The sequence below is a fragment of the Streptomyces sp. IBSBF 2435 genome (assembly GCF_036815005.1).
Classification (GTDB): domain Bacteria; phylum Actinomycetota; class Actinomycetes; order Streptomycetales; family Streptomycetaceae; genus Actinacidiphila.
Map to the genome: position 1 here is coordinate 25,177 of NZ_JAJSYW010000010.1, position 23,842 is coordinate 49,018.

The window sequence follows — 23,842 nt, forward strand, 5'->3', positions numbered from 1 at the left end:
GCGCATCCTAGTCGGCCGCCACCCCCCTGGCCTGCCGATTACCCGGCGGCCCGGGCCGGAACGGGTCGTCAGGGCTTCCCGAAGGTCAAGGTCAGCTGCGGGTGCCCCGCGGTCCCCGGCGCCTCGCGGGACCAGAACCACGCCGAGTCGGTGCTCGCCGAGGTCAGCGCCAGATCGTAGGTACGGCCGAGCGCCGCGGTGAGCGAGGGCAGGGCCAGCGGCGCCGAGTAGTCGCCCTGCGCCGCGGTGGGCGCGGGAAGCGCACCGATCGCGCCGGGGCCGAGCGCCGGCCGGTTCGCCCAGGTCACCCCGGCCTCGGTCCAACTCCCCGTGACATGCTGCACGTTGAGCGGACCGGCGGACGGCGCGAGCGGGTCCGAGCTGGTGCGTACGGTCAGCCGGGCGCTCTTGAGCACCGTCCCGGCGGGCGCGGCGGGCAGCGTGAAGCGCAGATACGCGGTGTACGCGGAGCTGCCGCGCACCGCCAGCTGCTGGTCGGAGCCGTAGGTGGCGTTCGGCGCGGCGGCGTTGGCGTACGAGTCCGCGCCGGCCGTGACGGTGACCGTGGCCGACACCGGTGTGCCGGGCGTGGTGACACTCGCCGCGGCCGACCGGGCGGTGGTGTTGCCGGCCGGGTCGCGGGCCGTGACCTGGTAGGCGTAGGCCGTACCCGGCCGGGTCGCGGTGTCTGTCAGGGCGAGCGTCGGGCGGTTCCAGAAGACGGACGTGCCGGCGACCGTGCCGACCGCGGTCCCGTCGCGGTAGACCGTGTATGCCAGCGCCGAGTCGTCCAGGTCCAGCGCGGCCTGCCAGGCGACCCGTACACCGCCGGTGACCGCTGTCGCGGTGACCTTCTGCGGCACCGAGGGGGCGCGGGTGTCCGGGGTGTTCGCGAACCGGACCAAGCCCTGCTGCGGCCGGTTGCCGTTGCTGGCGATCCGGGTGAATTCGCCGCCCACCCACAGGTAGTCGGTGCCGCCCTCGGACGCGACGGTCATGGCCCGCGGGCCGATCTTCTCGGTGCCGGCCGGGCCGTCGTCGGTGTCGGGGAACCAGCCGAGCAGCGGGCGCGGATTGCCGACCGACTCGGCGAGCAGGTGCTGCCGGTCGTTCATCTGCGGGAACTGCCCCATGCTGGAGCAGTCATGGGCGTGCGAGGAGCTGTAGAGCACCCCTTTGTACACCTGCACCGCCTGGGTGGCGCCCAGGCACGTGTCGCGCCAGCGCTGGTTCAGGGTGCTGAAGTCCACCGCGATCCGGCCGTCGAAGACACCGGTCCCGGTGCCCTCGTTGCCGGTGTAGAAGCCGGTGGCGTCCGCGGCGAGCGACTGCACGGTCGAGGTCGGCGGGATGAAGCCGGGATACGTCCGCACGTTCGCGCCGGTCGTGGCGTTCACCACGGCGAGCGCGTGCGAACTGGCGCCGTTCACCTTGGTGAAGTCGCCGCCGAGCACCACCTTCGAGCCGTCGGGCGTGACCAGCAGCGCCTTGCCCGCCTTGTCGGCGGCGGCGGTGAAGGGCTTGAGCGCGCCGGCGGTGCCGACCGCGGCGAAGTGCTGCCGGGCCTTGCCCGCGACGGTGGTGAAGTTGCCGCCGAAGTAGACGGTGTCCGCGGTCACCGCGATGGCGCGCACCTGCGCCGAGACCGCCACCTTGAAGCCGGTCCTCACCTTGCAGGTGGCGATGTCGATCGCCGCCAGATTGCTGACCGGCGTCCCGTTGACCGACCCGAACGTACCGCCCGCGTACAGCGTCGACTTGTCCGGCGACACCGCGAGCGCCCGTACGGTGGACGTGCCGGTGCCGACGGTGAACGACAGCCGGCACGAGGTCGGGGCGCCCGAAGCGGCGTCGAACGCCTGGAAGTTGAGCGCCTTCTGCTCGCCCTTGCCCGCGGCGGCTCCCGGCGGTCTGACCGTGGAGAACGTCCCCCCGGCGAAGACCACCCCGCCCGCCTGGGCCAGCGCCCACACCACTCCGTTGGTCTGCCAGGTCGCCAGGTCGTCGGCGGTCATCGCCACCGGCGCCGTGAGCGCTCCCGCCGGCCCCGCCGACGTGAAACCGACCATCGAGGTCGCCGCCAGCCCCAGCGCGACGCTCCCCGCACCTGTTCTTCTCATGTGCCCCCCTGGCCCGCCCGCGTCGCGCCCACCGCACGGCCGCAGCATGCGACAAGGCTAGCGTCCGGCGGGCCGCGCGAGCCCGCTCGCGACGTCGAACGGCCCGGTCGCCGCGGCGATTTCGGCGCGGACCCGGACGGGCTGTGAACTGGCCCGGGTGTGACGCGGCCCGGAGGCGAGCGGGTCCGGGTGTGAGCGGGTCCGGGCGCCCCGCCGTGCGTACCGCCCGAGCCGACCTCGGCGGTGCGTACGGCGGGGGCGCGGGGACCACCCGCGTACCGCGGCGGGGGGCGCCCCCCCCCCCCCCCCCCGGCGGGGGGGGGGGGGGGGGGGCGGGGCGGGCCCGCCGGCCGCCCCCCCGGGTCGTGGAGCTAAGGAACGGCCCGCGGGCCTCCTTCCAGGTCGAAGCCGACCGCGCACCCCGTGCAGCTCGCCGAACTCGGTCCGGGTCACGCCCTCGGGCGGCCCTGCGAGGGTGCCGAGGCCGGCCTCGATGCCGAACAGGCCGGCGATCACCGCCTCGGTGACCGCGACCGCGGCCACGCTCTCCCGGTTGGACACCCCGCGTTCCGCGACCCGGTAGGTCCCCTCCACCGCCTGCCCCCACAGGCCGCCCGAGGTGGTCCGGTGGGCGCGGCGCAGCAGGCCGACCGCGATGTCGGAGCGGCCCAGCCGGCACAGGCCGTACGCGGTCGCGCCCGGCCAGGCGGCGAAGGCGCCGGCCGCGCCGTGGTCGGGGCGGTCGGAGAGGGGCGCGGCCGGGTCGCGCGGGTCCAGCGCCCGCATCCAGTCGCCGTCGAGCAGCCGCCCGCTGCCGAAGCCGACCGTACGGGGGCGGCGACCGGCCGCGCTTCCCAGGTCAGGAGGTGGCCAGGTCGAATTCCTCCCACGGACCGATCGCGTCCCGGTTGGCGATCAGTGACGCGGCGCCCGCGTTCTCGGCCGTCACGTACTTCCCGTTGACCTGGGCCTTGAGGCTGACGCTGTGGTCCGGGTTCTGGATCAGCTGGAAGGTCTCCCAGGACCCGGCCGCCGTACGGTTGGCGATCAGCGGCGCCGCGCCCGCGTTCTCCGCGGTCACGATCAGCCCGTTGGCGTGCGCCCGCAGCGCGATCAGGCCGTTGCCCTGGTTCAGCTCGTCGAACTGCGCCGCGGTGCCCGCCGAGTCGGCCGACGCGATCAGCGCGGAGCCGCCGCCGTTCGGCGCGGTCACGAACTTGCCGTTGGCGTGCGCGCGCAGCGCGATCCAGCCGGTCGCGGGCTGACCGGGAGGGCCGAAGTAGGACAGGTTCACCGCGTCGGCGATGGCCTGCAACCCGGCCTCGTTCGGGTGCAGATGGTCGCCCGCGTCGTAAGCGGGCAGGTAGCGGGTGGGATTGGCCGGGTCGTGGGTCGCGGTGTCCTGGTCGAGGAGGCCGTCGCAGCCGCTGCCCGTGCCGCGGACGAACGCGTTGATCGCCGCGCGCGAATTCTCGCCGGCCTGCGTCCAGCCGCCCGAGCCCTGGAAGGGCGTGAGGGTCGAGCACAGGAAGGACAGCCCCGCCTGGTGCGTACGGGAGATCAACTGCTGGATGCCGGTGATCAGTTGGGCGCCGCTCGGCGGACTGCCGGAGCCGAGGTCGTTGATCGGGTCGTCGGACAGCACCACCCAGCGCACTCCCGGCTGGCCGACGACGTCCCGGTCGAAGCGGGTCAGCGCGCTCTGCCCGGCGCCGTCGCTGAGCAGCTTGTTGCCGCTGATGCCCTGGTTGAGCACGCCGACCGTACGTCCGCTGTCGGCCAGCCGCCTGGCCAGGTCGTTGGGCCAGCGCCGGTTGGAGTCCTGTGCCGAGGCGACCCCGTCGGTGATCGACGCGCCCAGGGTGACGACCGCACCCTGCGCGGCCGGATTCTGCACGTCCAGATTGGTCAGGAAGGAGTAACTGCCGCTGGTGGAAGCCCCGTTCAAGGTGGCGGCGGCACTGACGTCGCCACCGGCCAGATAGTTGGTCTGGGTGCCCTGCTGGTGGTAGGTCGCCGAGCCGGTGGACTGCGGCAGGTAGAGGCTGACCGCGACGTCGGACAGCGCGGGCACGGTGAAGGCCACCGAATCGCTGACCGCGGAACCGCCGGCCGGCACCGTCACCGAGGTCTGCCCGCCGAAGGCCACCGCCCGGTCGGTGCCGGTGTTTACCGAGGAGCCCGAGGTGCGCTGCGCGACATGCACATCGGCGACGGTCAGCGGCGCCGAGCCGAAGGCGTTGGAGATCCGCAGCCGCGCCGCGCTGCCGCCGATCCCGGTGTGCACGATCTGCCGCAGCGTCTGCTGGTTGTACGACGGGCCGCCGCTCTGCGGCGACACCGACCACGTACCGGTCCAGCCGTCCGCCGCGGCGGCGGAAGCGCGAGCGGCGGCCGAGGCGGGTGCGGCAGCGGGAACGGAAGCGGGTGCGGCCGGGGTGGCGGCGGTCGCACCGGTGGCCGGCGCCGAGACCGCCAGCCCGGCGGCCAGCACGCCGGCGGCCAGGACGGCGGCGCGGCGCAAGGAACGCGCATGAGGTTGCACAGGGGCCTCCTGTGGTGGGGGAAGTGGAACTGTAGTTCCCTCGATGGTCCACGCCAATCCCCTTGCGACGGCGAAGAGTTCGGATGACTGAATCGCCCATGACGCGATTCGCGGTGGATTCGGCTCCGGATGCGTCCTGACATCGGATCTCTCGCCGTGCGGGTGAGGCCGGCGATGCGGAGGGCGGCGCGCTCGGCCCCCTGGCCGCGCTGCCGGAATTTGCTACGGTTGAAGGAACCCGACGAGCGCGTCGTACCGGGACCCTGCAAAGACGGCGCACCCCCGTAAGTCCACATCCCACGGAGGTGCCCTCATGGCATGGGTTCTGATCGTTGTCGCCGGCCTGCTCGAAGTCGTCTGGTCGATCGGCATGAAGTACACCGACGGCTTCACGCGGCTGTGGCCGAGTGTGTTCACCGGCGCCGGTATCGCCGCCAGCATGCTGCTGCTGTCCCAGGCCACCCGGACCCTTCCGGTCGGTACGGCGTACGGCGTCTGGGTCGGCATCGGCGCGGCCGGCGCCGCCGTCGTCGGCATGCTGCTGCTCGGCGAGCCCGCCACGGCGGCCCGGATCTTCTTCGTCGCCCTGCTGCTCGTCGCGGTGGTGGGCCTCAAGGCCACATCTGGCCACTGATCACGCTCCGGTGCCGTGCCGTGCCGTGCCGTGCCGTGCCGTGCCGTGCCGTGCCGGCAGCCGGTGCCGGTGCTGGCCCCGGCACCGGCTGCCGGATATGCCCGGGAAGCGGCATCGGTGTGACCTGCGCCACAGACGTCTCCTGCGCGTACCGCAGCTTCACACGCCCTTCGCCGCCCGTACGCCTGCCGCTGATTGCCTGGGGCGATGGACCACATCACCTTCCTCGTGGCAATGGTCATCGTCACGGCCCTGGCCTTCGACTTCACGAACGGGTTCCATGACACCGCCAACGCGATGGCGACGTCCATCGCGACCGGCGCCCTGCGCCCCAAGGCCGCCGTGGCCATCAGCGGCGCACTGAACCTGGCCGGCGCCTTCCTGTCCACCGAGGTGGCGAGGACGATCTCCGGCGGCATCGTCGACGACGCCCTGGTCACGCCCGGCATGATCTTCGCCGGGCTGGTCGGGGCCGTCCTGTGGAATCTGATGACCTGGCTGCTCGGCCTGCCGTCCAGCTCCTCGCACGCGCTGTTCGGCGGTCTGATCGGCGCGGTGTGGGTAGGCGCCGGGCGGCACGGCGTGCACTTCGACAAGGTCGTCGAGAAGATCCTCATCCCCGCGGTCGCCTCCCCGGCGGTGGCGGGACTCGCCGCGCTCGCGGCCACGTATCTGGCGTACCGGATCACCGCCCGCGCGCCGGAGGACGGCGTCTCCAGGGGATTCAGGGCCGGGCAGATCGCCTCCGCCTCGCTGGTCTCGCTCGCGCACGGCACCAACGACGCCCAGAAGACCATGGGTGTCATCACCCTCGCGCTGATCTCCTGCGGCGCGCTGGGCCACGACGCGGGGCCGCCGGTGTGGGTGGTCCTCAGTGCGGGCCTGGCCATCGCGTTGGGCACCTACCTGGGCGGCTGGCGGATCATCCGCACCATGGGCAAGGGCCTGGTCGACATCGAGTCCCCGCAGGGCTTCGCCGCCGAGTCCGCGGCGACCGCGGTCATCCTCAGCTCGGCCAACCTCGGCTTCGCGCTGTCCACCACGCAGGTCTGCTCCGGCGGCATCCTGGGCGCCGGGGTCGGCCGCCGGCTGGCCGAGGTCCGCTGGAGCACCGCGGGCCGGATGGCACTGGCCTGGCTGGTGACGCTGCCGGCCGCCGCCGCGGTCGGCGCGCTCGCCGCCGGGGTCGTCGTGCACGGCGGCACCGCCGGCATCGTGCTGATCGCGCTGGCCGCGGCGGCCGTCGCCGGCGTCATCGTCGTGCTGTCGCGCCGCGACCCGGTGCACGCCGACAATGTGAACAACGCCGGGACCACCTCCGTCCGCCCGGCGGCGCCCGCGGGGGCGGCCGGGTGATCACACCGCGATCGAGTGGGCACAAGCCATCAAGGCACCGCAACGGACTGGGAGCAGCAGCGTATGGACGTGAAGTGGGGATCCCTCGGCGAGGTCGCGGTGGTGAGCTTCGGCGCCACCGTCGCGGTGGTGCTGCTCTTCGCCCTGGGCGTACGGGCGATGGCCGGCCGTGACGCGGCCCGTACCGCGGGACTGGACGGTACGGCGCAGGCCACCGCGGCCGGCGCGTGCTTCGCGGTCTGCGCGGCCGCCGTGCTCTACGGGATGTACCTGATCGTTCCGCAGTTCCACTGACGGCCGGGCGGCGAAAGGCGGGACCATGGCGAGCACCGACTCCGGCGAGGGCCTCCTCGCGGGGATGCGGGTGGACTACACCGACCAGGACGACCCGGTCCTGGTCCGCCCCGACGGCAGCGTCGTGGACACCTGGCGGGAGAACTACCCCTACGACGCCCGGATGGAGCGCCCCGAGTACGAGGTGCACAAGCGGCTCCAGCAGATAGAACTGCTCAAGCTGCAGAGCTGGGTCAAGGAGACCGGGCAGCGCCTCGTCATCCTCTTCGAGGGCCGCGACGCCGCGGGCAAGGGCGGCACCATCAAACGCTTCATCGAGCACCTCAACCCGCGCGGCGCCCGGGTCGTGGCGCTGGAGAAACCCAGCGAGCGGGAGAGCGGGCAGTGGTATTTCCAGCGCTACGCCGCCCATCTGCCCACCGCGGGCGAGATCGTGCTCTTCGACCGGTCCTGGTACAACCGGGCCGGCGTCGAGCGCGTCATGGGCTTCTGCACCGACGACGAATACCACCGCTTCATGCGGCAGGCGCCCGCCTTCGAGCGGATGCTGGTCGACGACGGCATCGCCCTGGTGAAGTTCTGGTTCTCGGTCTCGCGCGACGAGCAGCGCACCCGCTTCACCATCCGGCAGGTCGATCCGGTGCGGCAGTGGAAGCTCAGCCCGATGGACCTCGCCTCGCTCGACCGGTGGGAGGACTACACCGCGGCGAAGGTCGCGATGTTCCACGAGACCGACACCGAATACGCGCCCTGGACGGTGGTCAAGAGCAACGACAAGAAGCGCGCCCGGGTCGAGGCGATGCGCAGCGTGCTGGCCCGCTTCGACTACACCGACCGCGACGACGAGGTGGTCGGCACCCCCGACCCGCTGATCGTCGGCGCCGCCGCCAACCTCCTGGAGGCCGGCGAGGACGCCGTGGCGCAGTCCACGCTCCAGCCCTGACACGGCGCCGGGTGCGGACCGGGGCGCCCGGCGAAGGCCTGCCGGATGCCGGGCGGCGCCCCGGATGACACAGTGTGGCCAGGTCCCGGGGCGGGACAGCGGCACCGGCGGCAGGACGAAGGCGGGCGGCCCGATGGGCGAGGCGATACGGCGGGGCGCGGCCGACGCGCTGACCGATGTGGCGGGACTGCGGGTCGGACACGCGGGGCGGGCCGGGGACGGCTGGCTGACCGGTGTCACCGTCGTGCTGGCCCCCGAGGGCGGTGCGGTGACCGCGGTCGACGTACGCGGCGGCGGCCCCGGCACCCGGGAGACCGACGCGCTCGACCCGCGCAACCTCGTCCCGTCCGTCGAGGCGGTCGTGCTGACCGGCGGCAGCGCCTTCGGCCTGGACGCGGCCCCGGGAGTGGTGGCCTGGCTGGAGGAGCAGGGCCGCGGCTTCCGGGTCGGCGGCCCCGGCCAGGTGGTGCCCGTGGTGCCCGCCGCCGCGCTCTTCGACCTCGGCCGCGGCGGCGACTGGGGCGCCCGCCCGGGTCCGGCACTGGGCCGCGCGGCGGTCGAGGCCGCGGCGGCGTCGCAGGAGGGCGCACCGGTCCCGCAGGGCAACGCCGGCGCCGGTACGGGCGCGGTGGCCGGCGGCCTCAAGGGCGGGGTCGGCACCGCGAGCCTGGTCCTGCCGTCGGGCACCACGGTGGCGGCGCTCGCGGTGGTCAATGCCGCCGGCTCGGTCGTCGACCCCGACACCGGCGCCCTGTGGGCGGGTCCCGGCACCTCCGGGGGACCGGGGCCGGCGGCCGGGTCGGCCGCCGCAGGCGGCCCCGTCCCGCCCGACGTGCTGGCACGGGCGCGCCGGCGGCTCGCGGAGGCTGCTGCGGCGACCGCGGGCCGGCAGGCGCGGCCGTTCAACACGACGCTGGCCGTGGTCGCCACCGACGCCGTGCTGAGCCGCACCCAGGCGCACAAGCTCGCCGGCACCGCGCATGGCGGGCTGGCGCGCGCGGTCCGCCCGGTGCACCTGCTGTCCGACGGCGACACCGTCTTCGCGATGGCCACCGGACGCCGCCCGCTGGTGCCGCCCGGTGAAAGCGCCGCCGACCCCGCCTTCGGCGTGCACATCGAGGCGGGGGCGCTGAACGAGGTGCTGGCCGCGGGCGCCGACGCGCTCACCCGCGCGGTGCGGCATGCCGTACTGGCCGCCGAGAGCGTCGAAGGACCCGGCGGGGTCTTCCCCTGCTACCGGGAGCTCTACCGCGTATGAGCACGCCCGCGGCGGCGGATCCCGCCGCGGGCCGGCTGACCGCCCCCGCCCGGCGCCCATTTCACGGACTTCGGGCGCGTCACCCGACGCTTTGCCGTGCAGGGCGCGGCGCAGCGGGAAGGCTCGGCCCATGCACTCCATCACCGACTGGCTCGCACGCTCCTCGGGTCCCGCGGTCTACGCGGTCGTGGCCGCCCTGGTCTTCTGCGAGGACGCCCTCTTCTTCGGCTTCGTGCTGCCCGGCGAGACGGCCGTGGTGCTCGGCGGGGTGGTCGCCGGGCAGGGCCGGGTGTCGGTCTACTGGCTGGCCTCCGCGGTCGTGCTGGCCGCGGTCGCCGGGGACTCGGTCGGGTACGAGGTCGGCCGGCGGTTCGGCCCGCGCATCCTGGAGACCAAGGCGCTGCGCGGGCACCACCAGCGGATCGACCAGGCCAGGGACTTCATCCGCAGGCGCGGTCCCGTCGCGGTCTTCCTCGGCCGCTTCATCGCCTTCTTCCGCGCCCTGATGCCCGCGCTCGCCGGTATCTCGCGGATGCCCTACCCGACGTTCCTGCTCTTCAACGCGCTCGGAGGGCTGGTCTGGGGCGTCGGTTTCACCCTGCTGGGGTATTTCGCGGGCGGCGCCTACCAGAAGGTCGAGAAGACGGCGGGCACGGCGGTGGCCGTCACGGTCGCGGTGGTCGTGGTGGCCGCCCTGGTGGTGTGGCAGATCCGCCGGCACCGCAGCGAGCGCGAGGACGACGACGGCCACGACGAGCCCGGCGACCGCGACTAGGAACCGCGTAGCCGTTCCCGGGGCGTATACGTGTGCGCTTTCCGGGGTTCTTTGCGGTGACAATGTGCCGAGACAGCAACAATCCGGTGTCCACAGGTTCGAAGTGGGCCGGATGAGAGCAAATCGAGCAGTATGCCCATCTCGTCACCCCACCCCGTGCCCCCCGGCGGGCCGCCGCGGACACGGCGCCGCCGGACCGCACTCGCCGCAGCGTCCGTGGCACTGCTGTCCGCGGCCGCGGCCGGCTGCGGCCACGGTTCCGCGTCCGGCTCGCCCGCGAGCGCCACCAGCACCACCGGCGCACCGCTGACCTCGTCCGCGACGGCGACACCCGGCGCCCCGGCCGGCGCGGCAGGGGACACCGCCGGCGGCGCGCCCACCGAGCCCACCGAGCCCACCGGGCCCACCGGGTCCGGCGCACCCGGCAGCACGGCGCCGCCCGCCGCGACCCCCGAGGCACCGCCGCCGCGGGCCGCCACCGCCCGCTGCACCGTCACCGGGCTCAGGATGACGCTGGGCCGCGGCGACCCGGGAGCGGGCAACATCTACTACCCGATCGACTTCACCAACACCACCTCGCGCGCCTGCACTCTCGACGGCTTCCCCGGCGTGTCGCTGCTGCGCGGCGACGGCACCGTCATCGGCAGGCCGGCCGTCCGCCGGGGCGCCGGCGCGGCCACCGTACGCCTCGCGCCGGGACAGACCGTCGAGGCCGATCTGCACACGCTCAACGAAGGAGTGAAGAGCGGCGGCTGCTGGCGCGCGCCCACCCTGATCATGGTCTATCCGCCGGGATCCACCGACTCCATGACCCTCGCCACGTCGAACCCCGTCGTCTGCGGCGGCACCTTCGACGTCGGCGCCGTGCACTGAGAGGACCGCCCGTGACGGTCAACGGAATCGACGTCGCCTCCTACCAGAGCAGCGACTACAGCACCAGCGGCCTGGACTTCGTGATCGTCAAGGCCACCGAGGGCTCCAGCTACGTCAACCCCAAGCACGCGGCGCAGATCGCCACCGGCCGGGCGCACGGCCTGGTCGTCGGCCACTACCACTTCGCCAGGCCCGGCTCGATGTCCGCCCAGGCCGACTACTTCCTCGCGCAGGCCGGTGTGAAGGCCGGGGACATCCTGGCGTTCGACTGGGAGGACACCGGGGTCTCCGGCGCCGACAAGGACGGCTGGCTGCGGCACGTGCAGGCCAAGGCGCCCGATCACCGGGTGATCCTCTACTGCAACAAGGACTTCTGGCTGCACCGCGACACCACGTCCTTCTGCGCCGACGGCCTGTGGATCGCCGACCCGTCCGCCCCCAAGGGCCACCCCGGGATCGAGCACCCCTGGCTCTTCCACCAGTACAGCGTCCAGGACGGCCACGACCTCAACGTGGGGAATTTCAGCGGCCGGCCCGCCCTGGTGGCCTGGGCGGGCAAGGGCGCGGCGCCGCGCTACGAGCCCTTCCCCGGCGCCGGCTGGTTCACCCACGGGCGCCGCTCGCCGATCGTGGCCGCGATGCACGACCGGCTGGTCGCCGTCGGCTGCAACCACTACGCCGGCACCGCCGACAAGGACGTCGTCGGCTCGGGCGACGTGGCCTCCTACGAGGCCTGGCAGCGCAAGTACAACACCGACCACCACAAGGGCTGGACCGGCTCGGCGCTGAAATGGCCGCCCGGCAAGGAGACCTGGGACGCGCTGCACGTCCCGAACGTGTGACCCGGGCGGCAGGGCCGTTACGCGGCACGCCCGACCGGGAACCGGGAGTCCATGGAGCCGATCGAGGCACTGGAGCGGATCGCGTTCCTGCTGGAACGCGCCGACGCGCCCGTCTACCGCATCAGGGCGTTCCGCAACGCCGCCGCCGTCCTGTCCGCGCTGCCGCCCGCCGAGCGGGAACGGCGTGCGGCGGCCGGCCGCTACACCGACCTCAAGGGCATCGGCGCCACCACGGGCACCGTCCTCGCCGAGGTCAGCGCCGGCCGCGCCCCCGGCTATCTGACCGACCTCGAAGCCGGCAGCGGCGGCCCGCTCGCCCAGGGCGGCGCCGCGCTGCGCGCGGCCCTGCGCGGCGACTGCCATCTGCACTCCGACTGGTCCGACGGCGGCAGCCCGATCGAAGCCATGGCGCTCGCCGCCCGGGCCGCGGGACACAACTGGGCGGTGCTCACCGACCACTCGCCGCGGCTGCGGATCGCCCACGGCCTGACGGCCGACCGGCTGCGCCGCCAGCTCGACGCCGTCGCCGACCTCAACACCCGGCTCGCGCCCTTCCGGCTGCTCACCGGCATCGAGTGCGACATCCTGCCGGACGGCTCGCTGGACCAGGAGGACGACCTGCTCGACCGGCTCGACGTGGTCGTCGGCTCGGTCCACTCCGAGCTGCGGATGCCCGCCCCCGCCTACACCCGGCGGCTGCTGGCCGCGGTCGGCAATCCGCTGGTCGATGTGCTCGGCCACTGCACCGGGCGGCTCATCGGCTCCCGCGAGCGCCCCGAGTCCGGCTTCGACGCGGCGGAGGTCTTCGCCGCGTGCGCGGCGGGCGGCACCGCCGTGGAGATCAACAGCAGCCCGCAGCGCCTCGACCCGCCGCGCCGCCTGCTCGCGCTCGCCAGGGACGCCGGCGCCCTCTTCGCGATCGACAGCGACGCCCACGCGCCGGGCCAGCTCGACTGGCAGGCCTACGGCTGCGCCCGCGCGGAGGAGGCCGGCATCCCGGCCGGGCGGATCATCACCACCTGGACCGCCGACGACCTGCTCGGCTGGACCAGGTCCCGGCAGGTACCGGCGGACCCGGGGACCTGAGTGGACCTGCCGCGTCCGGCGGCCTCTGGCAGGCACCGGACGCGGCAGGCGGTCGTCGGGGCGGCGCTGTCACAGGGTCGTGCAGACCGCCCCGTTGAGGGTGAAGACCGTCGGATCCTGATAGGCGCCGTTGTTGGCACCGGTGAAGCCGAAGGTCGCCGAATTGCCGCCGTTGGCGGCCAGTGTGCCGTTCCAGTCCACCGGTGTCGCCACCACATGGGCGCCCTCGGTGGTGAGGTGGGCGTTCCAGAAGCCGCTGACCGACTCACCGCTGCTGGGGAAGGTGAAGGCCAGCGTCCAGCCGGTGATCGGCGTCGGCCCGGTGTTGGTGACCGTCACACTGGCGTTGAAGCCGTTGCCCCAGCCGCCCGTCAGGCCGTAGGAGACCGTGCAGGGCGCGTTCCGCGGCGTCCCGGTGCGCACAGTGACCGGGTCCGAGGGCCGGGACAGCCTGCCGTTGGCGTCCCTGGCGAGGACGTTCCAGGTGAAGGTGCTGCCCGGGGTGAGGTTGGGCACGGTCGCCGAGGTGCCGGTGCTGGTGGCCAGCAGCTCGCTGGTGGTGCCGAGCTGCCGGTAGACCTCGTAGCGGTCGGCCTTGCCGCCGGCCGAGGGCGTCCAGCTGACGGTGGCGCTGGTGGCGCCTGCCGCGGTGACCTTCGGCGCGCCCGGTGCGGACAGGGCCGAGGAGGTGCCGGACTTCGGGTGCACGGTCACGGTGGTGATCGAGTACGGCGGCAGCGTCCATGTCCCGGTGTCCGCCGCGGTCGTGGTGTCGACCGCCGAGGCCTGGTCGCGGAAGGTGGCCACGGTCGCCGCGGACCCGTCGGGGGTGAAGCCGGCGTAGTGCAGCGCGACGGTTCGGGAATTCGCCGGGTCCTTGTTGATCAGCATCACGCTCAGGTCGCCGTTGGCCCGGTGCGCCGCGTGCGCGGCCACCAGCGGGCTGCCGCTGCCCGCCGCGACGAGCTGGTCGCCGGGTGTGCCGAGCCGGCTGAGCATCGAGATGGCGTGGTAGGTCGCGAAGGGGGTGTTCAGCGGCGGCTCGCACACCGTGCCGACGCAGGTGCCGCTGGAGAGGATGCCGTAGTCGTTGTAGTCGGTGGCGCCGTCGGGCGCGGTGCTGATGCTGCCGGGGCCGTTGTGGGTGTCCCACCAGTCCACGGTGAAGACACCGCTCTGCAGCGCGGTCAGGTACGCGTCGGCGCCGAAGAGGGCGTTGGGCTGGGTGTCCTCGAAGACGTTGGAGTTCAGCTCGGTCAGCGCGACCGGCGTGCCGCCCGCCCCGCCTGCGGTCAACTGGTCGTTGAGCTGGGCGAGTTCACCGGCCAGCTGGGAGGGGGTGTTGAGCATCCCCGCCGCGTCCGAGCCGCCCGGGTACCAGTGCACGATGACGAAGTCGGCCTTGCCCGCGATCAGCGGGATGACCGTGTGGTTCCAGTCGGCGGTCTCGCCCGCGGCCATCACCCCGTCCGGCCAGTTGCCGGGCAGCGTCAGGACCGCGCCGATCTTCACCGAGGGGTCCACCGCCTTCATGGCGGTCGCGTAGTCGATCACATTGTGCGCGTACGCCGTCGGGGAGGTGTCGGCGTGGTCGTCCTGCTCCCAGCCGGAGCCGTAATGGCCGTTGCCGTACAGCTCGTTGCCGATCTCCCAGTATTTCGCGCCGTAGTGCTGGGTGACGTTGGCGTAGCGCACCCAGTCGGCGGCCTCCTTCGTGGTGCCCGAGCCGTAGTTGGCGATCAGGATCGGCTGGGCGCCGACCTTCTTGGCGGTGCCCATGAAGGAGTCGAAGTCGGTGCCGGGCGCGACATAGCCGCCCGGCGCGGTGTTGTCCTGCCAGTGGTAGATGTCGCCGTAGGAGCCGCCGGGGTAGCGCAGCATGCCGATGTTCGCCGCCGACAGCAGGTTCTGGACCTCGGGGACGTTCATCTGCGAGTCCCACACCGCGCTGTTGAGGCCGTAGGCGGTGCCGGGGATGGTGCCCTGCCCCTCGGCGGCGTTCACCGTGACGTCCACCGCGGGGGCGGCCGGGTCGCCGGGGTCGGCCAGGGCGGTCCCGCCGCCGGCCAGCAGCGTGGCGCCGAGTGCCACGACGGAGGCGCAGGCGGCGAGCCGTCTGCGCAGGGGGGCCGAGCTGAGCGAAATGCCTGGGCGCACGGAAGTTCTCACCTTCGCGAGGCGGGACGTGGGGGGCGTGCGAACGCGTGGGAGCGCTCCCATATTTGGCGCGGCGGTGCTTCTTGTCAATGCCCCGGTACGTAACCGGCCCCGGCCGCCGCTCCTGCGGGTCAGGCGCCGAGCTGGTCGATCTGCCGGATCCGGTTCGTCACGTCGAGCGCCGCGACCTTGTAGGACTCCGCCAGCGTCGGGTAGTTGAAGACCGCGTCCACCAGATAGTCCACGGTGCCGCCGCAGCCCATCACCGCGTGCCCGATGTGGATCAGCTCGGTCGCCCCGGTGCCGAAGCAGTGCACCCCGAGCAGCTTGCGGTCCACGGGCGAGACCAGCAGCTTGAGCATGCCGTGCGCGTCGCCGATGATCTGGCCGCGGGCCAGCTCCCGGTAGCGGGACACGCCCGCCTCGAACGGCACCGAGGCCTCGGTGAGCTGGTCCTCGGTCCGCCCGATGAAACTGATCTCCGGAATGGTGTAGATGCCGATCGGCTGCAGGTCCTGCAGCCCGTTCACCGGCTCCCCGAACGCGTGGTAGGCGGCATTGCGGCCCTGCTCCATCGAGGTCGCGGCCAGCGCGGGGAAACCTATGACGTCGCCGACCGCGTAGATGTGCGGCACGGCCGTACGGTAGGCGCCGTCCACCGAGATCCGGCCGCGCTTGTCGGCCGTCAGGCCCGCCTGCTCCAGGCCGAGCCCGTCGGTGAGGCCCTGCCGGCCCGCCGAGTACATCACCGCGTCGGCCGCGATCTTCTTGCCGCTTGCCAGTACGGTCAGCGTGCCGCGCTCGTGCCGCTCGACCGCCGCCACCGTCTCGCCGAATCGGAAGGTCACCGCCAGGTCCCGCAGGTGGTACTTCAGCGCCTCGACGATCTCCGTGTCGCAGAAGTCCAGCATGGAGTCGCGCTGTTCGACCACGGTGATCCGGCTGCCCAGGGCGGCGAACATCGAGGCGTACTCCATGCCGATCACCCCAGCCCCGACGATCACCATCGAGCGCGGCACCCGCTCCATGTTCAGCACGCTGTCGGAGTCCATCACCGTGCGGTCGTCGAACTCGACGGTCGCCGGGCGGGCCGGCCGGGTGCCGGTGGCGATCACGATGTGGTCGGCGGTCAGCACCCGGTCCTGGCCGCCGGCGTCCCTGACCGCCACGGTGTGCTCGTCGAGGAAGCGCCCGGTGCCGTCGAGCACCGTGATCCGGTTGCGGGACAGCTGGTTGCGGACCACGTCCACCTCGCGGCCGACCACGTGCTGGGTCCTGGCCGTCAGGTCGGCGACGGTGATGTCCTCCTTGAGCCGGTAGCTCTGCCCGTACAGGTCACGCTGGTTGAGCCCGGTGAGGTAGAGCACCGCCTCGCGCAGCGTCTTGGACGGGATGGTGCCGGTGTGCAGCGACACCCCGCCGAGGCGGTCGGCACGGTCCACCAGCGCTGCCCGCCGCCCGAGTTTGGCCGCCGCGATGGCCGCCTTCTGCCCGCCGGGGCCGGAACCGATCACCAGGATGTCGAAGTCGCGCACCGGCCCAGTCTGTCAGCCCGCCGCGCCCCGCGTCACCGCTTCTCCTCCCGAAGGACGGCCGCCCGGGGGTCCGTCCTTGGAGTCCTCCTACCGCGGGTCCTAGTTCAGGTGCTGGGGGCGGCGCAGCGGGCGGCGGCCCGGCGGCTGGGACGGCGGCGGGCGGTGGGTGGCCACGGGCAGGTCGCGGACCACCGGCTTGTCCGCGGTGAGGGTGAACGGCTTCTCGTAGTGCAGGATTTCCAGCGGCTCGCCGTCCGCCAGTGAGTACGTCGCGGTGGTCCTGCCGAACTCCACCCGCAGCCGCCGGCCGCGGAAGAGCAGCCGGAAGGCGATCCGGCTGAGCGCGTCGGGCAGCCGCGGCGCGAAGCGGATCGAGTCGCCGTCGAAGAGCCGCATCCCGCCGAGCCCGGCCACCAGCGCGGTCCAGGTGCCGGCCAGCGCGGCGATGTGCAGCCCGTCGCGCGCGTTGTTCTCCAGGTCCTCCAGGTCGATCATCGCGGACTCGCCGAGGTAGTCGTAGGCCAGTTGCAGATGCCCGACCTCGGCGGCGATCACCGCCTGGCAGTAGGCCGACAGCGAGGAGTCGCGGACCGTCAGCGGCTCGTAGTAGGCGAAGTTGCGGGCCTTCTGCTCGTCGGTGAAGGCGTCGCCGCGCAGGTACATCGCCAGCACCAGGTCCGCCTGCTTGACGACCTGTTTGCGGTAGAGGTCGAAGTACGGGTAGTGCAGCATCAGCGGATAGCGGTCGGCGGCGGTGTTCGCGAAGTCCCAGGTCTGGTGCTGGGTGTAGCCGGCCGACTGCTCGTGCACTCCGAGTTCGTCGTTGTAGGGCAGCGTCATCGCCGCCGCCGCGTCACGCCAGGCGGCCGTCTCCTCGGCGCTGACGCCGAGCGTCGCCGCGTGCCGCGGGTGCCGTTCGGCCGCGTCGGCCGCCGCGGTCAGGTTCGCCTGCGCCATCAGGTTGGTGTACGCGTTGTCGTCGCTGATCGCGCTGTACTCGTCGGGTCCGGTGACGCCGTCGATGTGGTAGGCGCCGGAGTTGTCGTGGTGGCCCAGCGAACGCCACAGCCGGGCCGTCTCCACCAGCAGTTCCAGGCCGGTGTCGCGTTCGAAGGCCGTGTCGCCGGTGATGGCCACGTAGCGGACGACCGCGTCGGCGATGTCGGCGTTGATGTGGAAGGCGGCGGTGCCGGCCGGCCAGTAGCCGGACGCCTCCTCGCCGTTGATGGTCCGCCACGGGAAGGCGGCTCCGGCCAGGCCCAGCTGGCCGGCCCGGTCCTTCGCGACCGGCAGCATGTTGTACCGCCAGCGCAGCACCTCGGCGGCGGCCCGCGGCGAGGTGAAGGCCAGCAGCGGCAGCACGAACGTCTCGGCGTCCCAGAAGGTGTGGCCGTCGTAGCCCGACCCGGTCAGGCCCTTGGCGGGGATGGCCCGCTCCTCCGCCCGCGCCCCGACCTGGAGCACATGGAAGAGCGCGAAGCGCACCGCCTGCTGGATCTCGGTGTCGCCGTCCACCTCGACGTCGGCCCGCTCCCAGAAGTCGTCCAGATACGCCCGCTGCTGGTCCAGCAGGCCCTGCCAGCCGGTGTCCCGGGCGCCCACCAGCGCCGCGTCCGCCTGGTCGCGCAGCGCGGGCAGCGACCGCGTCGCCGACCACCCGTAGGCGACGAATTTCTCCAGCCGCAGCCGCTGGCCGGCCTTCACCACCGAGGTGATGGTCAGCCGGCTCACGTCGTCGCCGGAGTCCGCCGAGACCTGGGTGGTGCCGTCGGGGCCGTCGATGCGGTGGTCGGCGGCCACGGCGAGCCGCAGCCGGCTGCGGGTGGTGGAGTGCACCAGCTGCAGCCTGGTCCCGTCCGCGGAGTGCTCCTCGGGCTGCAGCGGCGACTGCAGCACGGCCGACACCCGCGGGTCGCCGGGGGAGTGCGGCACCTCCTCGTTGGCGGCCAGCTCCGACTGCACCACCACCCGCACCTCGCCGTCCAGCGGCTCGACCTCGTAGGCGATGGCGGCCACCGCGCGCTGCTGGAAGGACACCATCCGGGTGGAGCGCACCCGCACCGCCCGTCCGGCTGGCGACACCCACTCGCACGTCCGGCGCAGCACCCCGGCCCGCAGGTCCAGCTCCCGCTCGTGCGACCGGACCGTGCCGTAGCGCAGGTCGAACGGCTCGTCGTCCACCAGCAGCCTGATCAGCTTGCCGTTGGTGACGTTGATGACGGTCTGCCCGGACTCCGGGTAGCCGTAGCCGGCTTCCGCGTACGGCAGCGGGTGCAGCTCGTGCAGCCCGTTGAGATAGGTGCCCGGCAGGCCGTTGGGCTCGCCCTCGTCGAGATTGCCGCGCCAGCCGATGTGCCCGTTGGACAGGGCGAACACCGACTCGCTCTGCGGCAGCAGGTCCAGGTTCAGCTCGCACTCGCGCAGCGACCACGGTGACACCTCGAACGCCGGGTCGGTGATCACGACTTCGCCCCCAGCAGCTGGTCCAGGTCGGTGACCACCGTGTCGGCGCCGTGCCGCCGCAGCTCGTCGGCCTGCCCGGTGCGGTCCACGCCCACCACGTAGCCGAACCGCCCGGCGCGCCCGGCGTCCATGCCGACCAGCGCGTCCTCGAAGACGGCCGCCTCGTCAGGCCCGAGCCCGAGGTCGCCCGCCGCCTCCAGATACGTGTCGGGCTTCGGCTTGCCGCGCAGCCCGCGCTCCCTGGCGACCACCCCGTCGATCCGTACGTCGATCAGGTCCTCGATGCCGGCCGACACCAGTACGTCACGGCAGTTCGCGCTGGACGACACGACCGCGGTGCGCAGCCCCGCGGCCCGTACCGCCTTGAGGTAGCGCACCGAGCCCGGGTAGGCCTCGACGCCGTCCTCGCGGATCTTGTCGAGCACGATGACGTTCTTGCGGTTGCCCAGGCCGTGGACCGTGTCGTGGTCGGGCGGGTCGTCCTCGTCGCCCTCGGGCAGTTCGATGCCGCGCGAGGCCAGGAAGGTGCGCACCCCGTCGGCGCGCGGCCGGCCGTCCACGTACTCGTCGTAGTCGGCGGTCGCGTCGAAGGGCTCGAATTCCGGGCCCTGGAGCCGGCGCAGGAAGGAGTCGAAGGTCTCCTTCCACGCGGCGGCGTGCACCAGAGCCGTCGGAGTGAGGACCCCGTCGAGGTCGAAGAGGCAGGCGCGGACAGTAGCGGGCAGGCCGATCTCGGTCATGACGCAGCTTGTGCCCGCTGACCCGCCCGGGTATGTCCCGCCGCCGCGAAGTCCGCCCGACTCGCCGAACGGGTCAGGCCGCGGGCCCGGCGCCCAGCCGGTTGATGTCCCGCGGCGACAGGATGTGCGGCCCGGCGCCCTTGAGGCGTACGACGCCGAGCATCGACCGGCCCAGCAGCTCGGTGGTGGTCACCTGGTCCGGCGCGAGCCGGTGCACCAGCGGGTACAGCCAGGAGGTCAGCGCGTAGATGGTCCGGTAGGTCCTGGTGCGGGAGACCGCGCCGTGCATCGGCCGGATCCAGCCGGGCCGGAACATGTACGCGCGCATGTCCATCGCCAGCAGCGCGTTCTCGGTGCGGCCCTTGATCCTGGCCCAGGCCACCCGGCCCTGCTCGGTGCTGTCGGTGCCCGCGCCTGAGACGTAGGTGAAGGTCAGTTCGGGGTTGCCGGCGGCCAGCAGGCGCGCGGCGGTCAGCGGGAAGTCGTAGCTGACCCGCTGGTAGACCTCGGCGCTGTGCCCCGCGGTGGAGACCCCGAGGCAGTAGAAGCAGGCGTCTGCGCCGGCCAGTTCACCGGCGATCGCGGACAGGTCGGTGAAGTCCGCGTGGGTGACCTCGCGCAGCTTGGGATGCGCGGTGCCCAGCGGGCCGCGGCCGACCGTCACCACCTCGGTCACCTCGTCGTCCAGCAGACAGGCCCGCAGCACACCGTGCCCGACCATGCCCGAGGCACCGAAGACCACCACCTTCATCGCGGTTCGCCGCCGCCTTCCTGCCGTCCTTGCGGGTGCGGACGCACTCGCGGGCCGGACGATGGTAGCGCCCGCCGCGTACCGCTCAGCCGGCGATCACCGCGATCTTGCGCAGATAGTCGCCCGCGGTCAGCCGGCCGAGCATGAAATCGGCGACATCGGCCCGCGGGACCGTCGGCACTCCGCGCAGCTCAAGGTGCTCGCCGTGCCGGTAGCGGCCGGTGCGGGCGCGGTTGGTGAGCATCACCGGGTAGACCAGCGTCCAGTCCAGCGGGCTGCGGCGCAGCACCTGCTCACCGGCCGCCTTGTCGGCGTAGACCCGGCGCAGCACGCGGTAGCTCAGCCGCGGCAGCGGCGGCACCTCGGCCATGGTGTCGCCGACGCCCAGGCCCGAGAGCCACACCAGCCGGCCGACCTCCGCGTCCTGCATCGCGCGCACGATCCGCGGCGCGGCGGCGGCCATCACCCCGGGCGAGCGCAGGCCCCGCAGGCTGCGCTCCACGCCCAGCGCGCTCACGACGGCGTCCGCGCCGGTGACGGCCGCGGTCACCGCGGCCTGGTCCGACGTCACCTGCCCGACCGCGATGGTCAGGCCGCCCCTGGCGGGCGGCGCCTTGGCCGGGTCGCGCAGGAAGGCGGCCACCTCGTGGCCGGCGTCCAGCGCCTGCGCGACGACCTGGCGTCCGGTGGCGCCGGTGCTGCCGAAGACCACGATCCGCACGGTGTCCTCCTGGTGCGGCCGGGCGTGCGGCGGCGGCCGCCCGGCCCCGGCTCGGCGCGGTGGCGCCAGGGCCGCGGGTACGACCCCGGCCGAGCGTACCGGCCACCGCTCAGGACCGCCGGTGACCGGACGCCGGCGTCCCCGCCGCGCCCGGGTGCCCCCGCTGTTGTGCCGTCCCCACCTCGGGTGTCCGCCGCAGAGGTGCCCACCGCCCTCGCCCCGCCCCTGGCCGGCGTCCCGCCGCCTGCGTGCCCTGCGTCGGTGTCAGGCCGCGACCGGGCGGCGGATCTGCTCGACCGCGGTGACCAGCGGGGCCAGCTGCGGGTCGCGGGCGGCCAGGTCCAGCGCCTCGCGCAGCGCCGTGTTGTTGGTGGGGCGGGCCGCGGCGAGCAGGTCCGAGCCGGCCGGGGTCACATCGGTGTAGATCCCGCGGCGGTCGGTCGGGCACAGATAGCGCGCCAGCAGACCGCGTTCCTCCAGGCGGGTGACCAGCCGGGTGGTGGCGGACTGGCTGAGTACCACCGCGTCGGCGACCCGTTTCATCTGCAGCCGCCCGCCGGGGCCGTCGTGCTGCCTGCTGAGCACGTCGAGCAGTGAGAACTCCCGGACGCTCAGCCCGTGCCCGGCCTGCAGCGCCCGCTCGATGTGCGCCTCGATCCGGCCGTGCAGCAGGGACAGCGCGCACCAGCCGTCGGCGATGGCGGTCAGTGCCGGATCCGTGGCGGTCATCGGTCCTCCAGGCCCTCCGCGGGCGGTCGGCGCCCGGCCGCGGTGCCGTGATGGGCGCATGCACCACTCTAACGCGTTTGCAAATAACCCGCGTGCACAATTATTGTCAGCGCCTGTTAAGCGCTCCTGCACTCATCTGGGAAGGGTGTCCCTCATGCCTCTCGCGCTCCTGGCCCTCGCCATCGGGGCCTTCGGGATCGGCACCACCGAATTCGTCATCATCGGGCTGCTGCCCCAGGTCGCCGGCGACTTCGGCGTCAGCGTCCCGACCGCGGGCCTGCTGGTCACCGGCTACGCGCTCGGCGTGGTGGCCGGCGCGCCGCTGATGAGCGCGCTGGGCACCAAGGTGACCCGCAAGCGGATGCTGGTGCTGCTGATGGGTCTGTTCGTGATCGGCAACCTGGTCTCGGCCGCCGCCCCGGTCTTCGCCGTCATGCTGATCGGCCGGGTGATCACCTCGCTCGCGCACGGCGCCTTCTTCGGCATCGGCTCGGTCGTCGCCGCGGAAGTGGTCGCCCCGGCCAAGCGGGCCGGCGCCATCGCGACGATGTTCACCGGGCTGACCGTCGCCAATGTCGTCGGCGTGCCGCTGGGCACCTTCGTCGGGCAGAGCGCTGGCTGGCGGATCACCTTCGTCATCGTCGCCGGCCTCGGCGTGCTCGGGCTGCTCGGCGTCGCCCGGCTGGTCCCCGACCTGCCGCGGCCCGAAGGGGTCAGCCTGCGCCATGAACTCGCCGTCTTCCGCAATGTGCAGGTGCTGCTCGCGATGGGCATGACCGTCTTCGGCTTCGGCGGCGTCTTCGCCGCCATCACCTACCTGGTGCCGATGCTGACCGACGTCACCGGATACGCCGACGGGTCGGTGACCTGGCTGCTGGTGCTGCTCGGGCTCGGCATGGTGCTGGGCAACCTGGTCGGCGGCAGGCTCGCCGACCGCCGCCTGATGCCGGTGCTCATGACCGCGCTGGGCGGCCTGGCCGTGGCGCTCGCCCTCTTCACGGTCACCGCGCACAACAAGGCCGCCGCCGCGGTCACCGTCTTCGCGATCGGCGCGCTCGGCTTCGCCACCACCCCGCCGCTGCAGAAGCGGGTGCTCGACCAGGCCGCGGGCGCCCCTACGCTCGCCTCGGCCGTCAACATCGGCGCCTTCAACCTCGGCAACGCGCTCGCGGCCTGGATCGGCGGCCTGGTCATCTCCGCCGGCCACGGCTACACCGCGGCGAGCTGGGTCGGCGTGGCCCTGGCCGGCGTCGCGCTGCTCCTCGCGGTGCTGTCGATGTCGCTGGAAAGCGGTGGCGCCCGCCGCCCCGGCCGCCTCGTCGCCCGTTCCGCCGGGCTGCCGGCGGCCGGGGACAGCGGCTCCGCGGCGGACGCCGCCGGCGCCGGACTCAGCCGCCCGGGTTCACACCCACGCTGACGAAGGTCACATCCACCAGCGCGGTCTGGGCGGTGTGACTGGTCGGCGCCGGGACGAAGGCGACCGTGCCGGGACCGTTGCAGGGCAGGTTGATGGTCTGCGGGATCTCGACAGCCAGACCGTAGGCCTTGACCTCGGTGACCGGCGCCGTCGAGTACGCGTTGCCGAAGCTGACCACGTCGCCGTTGGCCGATGAGCCCGTGTAGCCGACGGTCGCCGAGGCGGGGGTGGTGCCCGACACCAGCTGCACGGACACGTGCTGGCCCGCCAGCGGGTGCCCGACCGAGGTGGGCGTCACCACACCGGAGCAGCCGACCTTGACGACCGCGCCGATCGTCACGCCGTTGACCTGCCCGACGAAGGTCTGGCCCGGCCCGACCGGGAGCGGCGAGACCACGGCGGCGCCGGCCGAGGACAGGCCGACCGTACCGCCCAGCACGGCCAGGGCCGCGACGGTGCCGAGAGAACGTAAGCGATGGTGCCTGCTGCGCATGTCTACCTCCGGATATGGGGGTACCGGGGCCGTTCGCGGCCCCGGAACGCGAGGGGCGAACTGTGCAGGAGCATCAGCATGCTAGCGAGGAGCGGCGCGAACGGACCCCG

Annotated in this window: 21 protein-coding genes; 10 read left to right on the top strand and 11 right to left on the bottom strand. The window is 73.2% G+C overall.

Going from position 1 to position 23,842, the window contains the following annotated elements:
- Positions 1–68: 68 nt before the first annotated feature.
- The 3 genes from V7E46_RS03670 to V7E46_RS03680 all read right to left on the bottom strand — a co-directional run bounded on the left by V7E46_RS03670 (position 69) and on the right by V7E46_RS03680 (position 4,665).
- Positions 69–2,120 carry a CBM96 family carbohydrate-binding protein gene (locus tag V7E46_RS03670; RefSeq protein WP_333767035.1) on the bottom strand — a complete coding sequence of 684 codons (2,052 nt, stop codon included), beginning with the start codon at positions 2,118–2,120 and terminating at the stop codon, positions 69–71.
- A gap of 57 nt (positions 2,121–2,177) precedes the next feature.
- Positions 2,178–2,906, bottom strand: a complete 729-nt coding sequence (locus V7E46_RS03675) for a hypothetical protein (protein WP_333767036.1) — start codon at positions 2,904–2,906, stop codon at positions 2,178–2,180.
- Between the two features lie 73 nt (positions 2,907–2,979).
- On the bottom strand, positions 2,980–4,665 hold the full coding sequence (locus V7E46_RS03680) for a GDSL-type esterase/lipase family protein (RefSeq protein ID WP_333767037.1): 1,686 nt from the start codon (positions 4,663–4,665) through the stop codon (positions 2,980–2,982).
- Positions 4,666–4,978: 313 nt separating this feature from the next.
- On the opposite strand from V7E46_RS03680, the gene V7E46_RS03685 reads away from it, so the two are divergent.
- From V7E46_RS03685 to V7E46_RS03725, 9 genes are all read left to right on the top strand, one after another.
- Complete coding sequence (locus V7E46_RS03685) at positions 4,979–5,299, top strand: DMT family transporter (protein WP_329171810.1); 321 nt, start codon at positions 4,979–4,981, stop codon at positions 5,297–5,299.
- 207 nt (positions 5,300–5,506) lie between these two features.
- Complete coding sequence (locus tag V7E46_RS03690) at positions 5,507–6,655, top strand: inorganic phosphate transporter (protein WP_333767038.1); 1,149 nt, start codon at positions 5,507–5,509, stop codon at positions 6,653–6,655.
- Between the two features lie 63 nt (positions 6,656–6,718).
- Positions 6,719–6,949 (top strand): hypothetical protein, encoded by a 231-nt coding sequence (locus V7E46_RS03695; RefSeq protein WP_333767039.1) that lies wholly within the window; start codon positions 6,719–6,721, stop codon positions 6,947–6,949.
- Between the two features lie 25 nt (positions 6,950–6,974).
- Positions 6,975–7,892 carry a polyphosphate kinase 2 gene (ppk2, locus tag V7E46_RS03700; protein WP_333767040.1) on the top strand — a complete coding sequence of 306 codons (918 nt, stop codon included), beginning with the start codon at positions 6,975–6,977 and terminating at the stop codon, positions 7,890–7,892.
- Positions 7,893–8,025: 133 nt separating this feature from the next.
- The gene (locus tag V7E46_RS03705; protein WP_333767074.1) at positions 8,026–9,150 is read left to right on the top strand and encodes a P1 family peptidase; all 1,125 of its coding nucleotides are present in this window, start codon (positions 8,026–8,028) and stop codon (positions 9,148–9,150) included.
- A 130-nt stretch (positions 9,151–9,280) separates the two neighbouring features.
- A complete protein-coding gene (locus V7E46_RS03710; RefSeq protein ID WP_333767041.1) occupies positions 9,281–9,925 on the top strand; it encodes a DedA family protein in 645 nt (214 codons plus the stop codon).
- 216 nt (positions 9,926–10,141) lie between these two features.
- Positions 10,142–10,798, top strand: coding sequence for a DUF4232 domain-containing protein (locus V7E46_RS03715; protein WP_333767042.1), 657 nt, complete (start codon positions 10,142–10,144; stop codon positions 10,796–10,798).
- Positions 10,799–10,809: 11 nt separating this feature from the next.
- Positions 10,810–11,640 carry a GH25 family lysozyme gene (locus tag V7E46_RS03720; RefSeq protein ID WP_333767043.1) on the top strand — a complete coding sequence of 277 codons (831 nt, stop codon included), beginning with the start codon at positions 10,810–10,812 and terminating at the stop codon, positions 11,638–11,640.
- A 51-nt stretch (positions 11,641–11,691) separates the two neighbouring features.
- Complete coding sequence (locus V7E46_RS03725; RefSeq protein WP_333767044.1) at positions 11,692–12,726, top strand: PHP domain-containing protein; 1,035 nt, start codon at positions 11,692–11,694, stop codon at positions 12,724–12,726.
- Positions 12,727–12,795: 69 nt separating this feature from the next.
- On the opposite strand, the gene V7E46_RS03730 is transcribed toward V7E46_RS03725, so the two are convergent.
- The 7 genes from V7E46_RS03730 to V7E46_RS03760 all read right to left on the bottom strand — a co-directional run bounded on the left by V7E46_RS03730 (position 12,796) and on the right by V7E46_RS03760 (position 21,822).
- On the bottom strand, positions 12,796–14,883 hold the full coding sequence (locus tag V7E46_RS03730) for a cellulose binding domain-containing protein (RefSeq protein ID WP_333767045.1): 2,088 nt from the start codon (positions 14,881–14,883) through the stop codon (positions 12,796–12,798).
- Between the two features lie 131 nt (positions 14,884–15,014).
- Positions 15,015–16,418 (bottom strand): Si-specific NAD(P)(+) transhydrogenase, encoded by a 1,404-nt coding sequence (sthA, locus tag V7E46_RS03735; protein WP_333767046.1) that lies wholly within the window; start codon positions 16,416–16,418, stop codon positions 15,015–15,017.
- A 99-nt stretch (positions 16,419–16,517) separates the two neighbouring features.
- Complete coding sequence (locus V7E46_RS03740; protein ID WP_333767047.1) at positions 16,518–18,881, bottom strand: glycoside hydrolase family 65 protein; 2,364 nt, start codon at positions 18,879–18,881, stop codon at positions 16,518–16,520.
- Positions 18,878–19,621, bottom strand: coding sequence for an HAD family hydrolase (locus V7E46_RS03745; RefSeq protein WP_333767048.1), 744 nt, complete (start codon positions 19,619–19,621; stop codon positions 18,878–18,880). Before V7E46_RS03745 ends, V7E46_RS03740 begins: the two co-directional genes overlap by 4 nt.
- A 73-nt stretch (positions 19,622–19,694) precedes the next feature.
- The gene (locus V7E46_RS03750; protein ID WP_333767049.1) at positions 19,695–20,372 is read right to left on the bottom strand and encodes an NAD-dependent epimerase/dehydratase family protein; all 678 of its coding nucleotides are present in this window, start codon (positions 20,370–20,372) and stop codon (positions 19,695–19,697) included.
- Positions 20,373–20,457: 85 nt separating this feature from the next.
- Positions 20,458–21,093, bottom strand: coding sequence for an NAD(P)-dependent oxidoreductase (locus V7E46_RS03755; RefSeq protein ID WP_333767050.1), 636 nt, complete (start codon positions 21,091–21,093; stop codon positions 20,458–20,460).
- A gap of 264 nt (positions 21,094–21,357) precedes the next feature.
- On the bottom strand, positions 21,358–21,822 hold the full coding sequence (locus V7E46_RS03760; protein ID WP_333767051.1) for a MarR family winged helix-turn-helix transcriptional regulator: 465 nt from the start codon (positions 21,820–21,822) through the stop codon (positions 21,358–21,360).
- A gap of 154 nt (positions 21,823–21,976) precedes the next feature.
- Between V7E46_RS03760 and V7E46_RS03765 the strand changes: the two genes are divergently transcribed.
- Entirely contained in the window at positions 21,977–23,239 is a 1,263-nt protein-coding gene (locus tag V7E46_RS03765) for an MFS transporter (protein WP_333767052.1), read from the top strand.
- On the opposite strand, the gene V7E46_RS03770 is transcribed toward V7E46_RS03765, so the two are convergent.
- The gene (locus tag V7E46_RS03770) at positions 23,211–23,732 is read right to left on the bottom strand and encodes a hypothetical protein (protein WP_333767053.1); all 522 of its coding nucleotides are present in this window, start codon (positions 23,730–23,732) and stop codon (positions 23,211–23,213) included. The two genes, V7E46_RS03765 and V7E46_RS03770, sit on opposite strands and share 29 nt — an antisense overlap.
- Positions 23,733–23,842: the final 110 nt, after the last annotated feature.

Excerpts from the sequence above, each read along its gene's own strand:
- V7E46_RS03725 (WP_333767044.1), top strand. The coding sequence starts at position 11,692 with ATGGAGCCGATCGAGGCACTGGAGCGGATCGCGTTCCTGCTGGAACGC.
- V7E46_RS03675 (WP_333767036.1), bottom strand. The coding sequence starts at position 2,906 with ATGCGGGCGCTGGACCCGCGCGACCCGGCCGCGCCCCTCTCCGACCGC.
- V7E46_RS03760 (WP_333767051.1), bottom strand. The coding sequence starts at position 21,822 with ATGACCGCCACGGATCCGGCACTGACCGCCATCGCCGACGGCTGGTGC.
- V7E46_RS03765 (WP_333767052.1), top strand. The coding sequence starts at position 21,977 with ATGCCTCTCGCGCTCCTGGCCCTCGCCATCGGGGCCTTCGGGATCGGC.
- ppk2 (WP_333767040.1), top strand. The coding sequence starts at position 6,975 with ATGGCGAGCACCGACTCCGGCGAGGGCCTCCTCGCGGGGATGCGGGTG.
- V7E46_RS03745 (WP_333767048.1), bottom strand. The coding sequence starts at position 19,621 with ATGACCGAGATCGGCCTGCCCGCTACTGTCCGCGCCTGCCTCTTCGAC.
- V7E46_RS03685 (WP_329171810.1), top strand. The coding sequence starts at position 4,979 with ATGGCATGGGTTCTGATCGTTGTCGCCGGCCTGCTCGAAGTCGTCTGG.
- V7E46_RS03705 (WP_333767074.1), top strand. The coding sequence starts at position 8,026 with ATGGGCGAGGCGATACGGCGGGGCGCGGCCGACGCGCTGACCGATGTG.
- V7E46_RS03690 (WP_333767038.1), top strand. The coding sequence starts at position 5,507 with ATGGACCACATCACCTTCCTCGTGGCAATGGTCATCGTCACGGCCCTG.
- V7E46_RS03695 (WP_333767039.1), top strand. The coding sequence starts at position 6,719 with ATGGACGTGAAGTGGGGATCCCTCGGCGAGGTCGCGGTGGTGAGCTTC.
- V7E46_RS03770 (WP_333767053.1), bottom strand. The coding sequence starts at position 23,732 with ATGCGCAGCAGGCACCATCGCTTACGTTCTCTCGGCACCGTCGCGGCC.
- V7E46_RS03750 (WP_333767049.1), bottom strand. The coding sequence starts at position 20,372 with ATGAAGGTGGTGGTCTTCGGTGCCTCGGGCATGGTCGGGCACGGTGTG.
- V7E46_RS03710 (WP_333767041.1), top strand. The coding sequence starts at position 9,281 with ATGCACTCCATCACCGACTGGCTCGCACGCTCCTCGGGTCCCGCGGTC.
- V7E46_RS03670 (WP_333767035.1), bottom strand. The coding sequence starts at position 2,120 with ATGAGAAGAACAGGTGCGGGGAGCGTCGCGCTGGGGCTGGCGGCGACC.